Origin of the sequence: Bilophila sp. 4_1_30, assembly GCF_000224655.1 — a bacterium.
Classification (GTDB): Bacteria; Desulfobacterota; Desulfovibrionia; order Desulfovibrionales; family Desulfovibrionaceae; genus Bilophila; species Bilophila wadsworthia.
The window spans coordinates 66729-69951 of sequence record NZ_JH114233.1 but is presented as its reverse complement, the minus strand read 5'-3'; the positions used below and the strand labels follow the sequence as shown (position 1 = coordinate 69951).

The following is a 3223-nucleotide window of genomic DNA, read 5'->3' as shown; positions in this document are numbered from 1 at the left end:
AATAACTCCTACTCAATACCCAACAAACGGGCGGCGTTGCCGTAGAGGGAAAGCTCAAGGGCTTCCGGATCCCACGGGCGTTTCTTCCAGCCTTCGATGGTCTGTTTCAGGCTGCGTTCAGGATAGGTGCTGCCGAAAATGGTGCGGTACTTGAGGAAGGAATTCGCCGCCTCAATGTACGTATCCGCAAAGGGCATGCAGTCGATGTATACGTAGCAGTCGGGAACCAGATACACGTTGGGGCAGCGCATGGCGACGGCAAGCATCCGCTCCACATGCGGCCAGCAGCCGTGGGCCACGACGATTTTCATGTTGGGGTACCTGGTGGCGACGTGCTGTACGATGACCGGATCGGAATAGGTCAGATCGGGGCCGAGGGCCGCGCTGACGCTCATGACGAGGATGCCACCGAGCTCGGCGCACTTGTCATAGATGGGCGTGAAGATCGGATCGTCGCCCTTCAGCGGCGGGTTCAGCCAGCCCGGATCGACGCTGATGCCCTTGAAGCCCATCTTGGAGATGCAGCGCTCCACTTCTTCCACCGCGCCTTCCTCGCGGGGATTGATCCCGGCGAAGGGGAAGAAGCGGCCCGGATACTTCTGGGTCAGCTCATACAGCTCGTCGTTGTCCACGATGCCGAAATCGTCGGCATGGCGTCCCATGAGCACGGCCTTGACGATGCCGTTGTCGTCCATTTCCTTGACGAAGGCGTCCATATCATGGGCGTCGGCGGTGACGTTGGGCTCGCGCCCGAGCTCGAAAGCCCCCCATTCTGCGGGATCTTCAGGCAGGGGACGCCACGGCTTGTACAGGCTCAGCTTGAGGAAACTCTTGTAGGGGGGACGGGCGCGAAAATCGATGATCATGGCGGATTCCTTTGTTTGTGGGTGTGGCCCCGTGTAATGGTTAAAGGTGGAGGCTTCCTTTCGATGATTCGGGACGCGGGGAGGGGGGAACTCCCCGCGCTGCGGGGATACCGGGGCTACTTCAGCAGCCCGGCTTCCTTGTAGTAGCGGACGGCGCCGGGATGCATGGGTGCGCCGGTGTCCTTGGCGGCCTTTTCGGGCGTGCAGTCGGCCCACGTCGCGCAGCCCTTCCTGATGTCGTCGAGATTTTCGATGAACGCCTTGGTCAGCTTGTACACGGTGTCCTCGTCGAGGTCGGCGCGCACGGTGAGTTCGTTGCATTCGGTTACGGTCGGGATGTTCTTGCCCACCATGCCCTTGAACAGGGAGCCGGGGATGGTACCCTTGCCGAGCCCGTGCTTCTTGGCGACGTCGTCCATGATCTTTTCGTCGACGGGAAGCCATACGAGGTCGACGTTCTGGGCGATTTCGGTGAAGAACCACGATTCGCCGGGCCCGACCCATACGATGGCGTCAAGCTGGCCGTCCTTGGTCATATTCACGATATCATCGAAGTTATTGGAATACAGCTTGCCGCCCCACGACTGGATGTCCTTGTAGGTGAAGCCGTAGCTTTCAAAGATCCAGCCGCAAAACACTTCGCCGGAACCGCCGACCGCGCCGTAGGCGAGGCGGACGGGCATCTTGGAGTCGCGGAGCTGCGCGATGGAGGTGATGCCGGACTTCTTGGTCACCACGAAATGGAACCGGGCGGTGTCGTTGAGGTTGGCGTAGGCGGCGATGTTGGGGAACGCCTTCTTGTAGGGGGCCGTCCCCTTGATGGCGGCCATGTTCATGGTGTGCATACCGATGGACAGATCCGCCTTCTTCTGCTGGAGCTGGATGACGTTGGAAGTGGAGTTGCCGGGCAGCATGGTGACTTCATAGTTGGGGTTGGCATCGGTGAATGCCTTGGCAACGAGGCCGACGCCGAGGTACCAGCCCCCGGACACGGGGCCGGACACGGCGGTCAGTCTTGTCTTTTCGGCAAGGGCGGCGGAGGGGAATAGTGCGATGGCCAGGGCCACGGCGGCGGCTATGATGTTGGTACGCATGGACGGGAACCTCCAAGAGTTAGGGTTTGCTGCCATATCGAACATCCCAGGACGGTCAGGCGGCCGCGACGGGGGAACCGCTTCTTCTGAGGCGCTGTGCGAACAGGACGATGAGGAGGCTGGAAAGGCCGATGGTATCCGTGATGAGGCCGGGGAAGATGAGCATGAGCCCGCTGGCGAGCAGGAGGGCGCGTTCCCATAGGCGGCAGCGGACGAGGAGCCAGTTCTGTATCCCGGAGGCTACGCCGATGACGCCGACGAGGGCCGAAGTGAAGGCCGTGACGATCTCGGTCGTGGACCCCTGCATGAGCAGGGCGGGCTCGAACACGAACATGAAGGGGATGATGAAGGCCACAATGCCGAGCTTCATGGCGGTAACCCCCGTCTTCATGGCGTTGGTTTCCGCGATGGCGGCCCCCGCGAAGGCCGCGAGGCACACGGGCGGCGTAATCACGGAAAGGATGGCGTAGAAGTACACAAACATGTGCGCGGCGATGATCGGGACGCCCGCCTTCATGAGGGCCGGAGCGCCGAGAGTGGCGACGATGATGTACGCCGGGGCCGTGGGCACGCCCATGCCGAGGATGATGCAGGTGACCATCAGCATGGCCATGAGCAGCAGCAGGTTGCTGCCCGCGAGCGCGGTGATGACGTTGATGAACTTGTAGCCGATGCCGGTCAGGCTGATGACGCCGATGATGATACCCGCGCAGGCGCAGCAGGAGGAAACCATCATGGCATTCTTGGCCGAAAGTTCCAGCGCGCCGCAGAGCCGCTTGAAGGTGAAGCGCGTTTCGGAACGGATCATGCTGAGGATCACGATGCACACGGTGCCGTAGTAGGCGCAGGCGATGACGCTGCGGCCCATGAGCAGGATGGTGATCAGGAACACCAGCGGGAACAGGTAGTAGAGGCGGCGCAGAACCGAAGCCGCGCTGGGGACGAGTTCGGGGGGCAGGGTGCCCATGTTCTTGCTGACGGCTTCAAGGTGGATGATGGCGAGCAGCGTCAGGTAATAGAGGACGGAAGGAATCAGGGCGGCCTTGGCGATGGTCAGGTAGCTGACGCCGATGACGTCGGCCATGATGAAGGCCGCCGCGCCCATGATCGGGGGCATCATCTGTCCGCCGGTGGAGGCCACGGCCTCAACCGCGCCCGCGAAATGGGGCGTATAGCCGACCTTCTTCATGAGCGGGATGGTGAAGGTGCCGGTGCCATAGACGTTGGCGGCGGCGCTTCCCGAAATAGTCCCGAACAGGGCCG

General features: G+C 61.9%; 3 protein-coding genes. All 3 read right to left on the bottom strand.

The genetic code is table 11. The features are described from left to right. Positions 1-8 precede the first annotated feature (8 nt). The gene (locus tag HMPREF0178_RS12380) at positions 9-866 is read right to left on the bottom strand and encodes an amidohydrolase family protein (RefSeq protein WP_009368381.1); all 858 of its coding nucleotides are present in this window, start codon (positions 864-866) and stop codon (positions 9-11) included. A gap of 116 nt (positions 867-982) precedes the next feature. After that, a complete protein-coding gene (locus HMPREF0178_RS12375; protein WP_009368380.1) occupies positions 983-1960 on the bottom strand; it encodes a TAXI family TRAP transporter solute-binding subunit in 978 nt (325 codons plus the stop codon). A 55-nt stretch (positions 1961-2015) separates the two neighbouring features. Continuing rightward, the coding region (locus HMPREF0178_RS12370) for a TRAP transporter fused permease subunit (protein ID WP_009368379.1) at positions 2016-3223 on the bottom strand (1208 nt) is incomplete at its 5' end.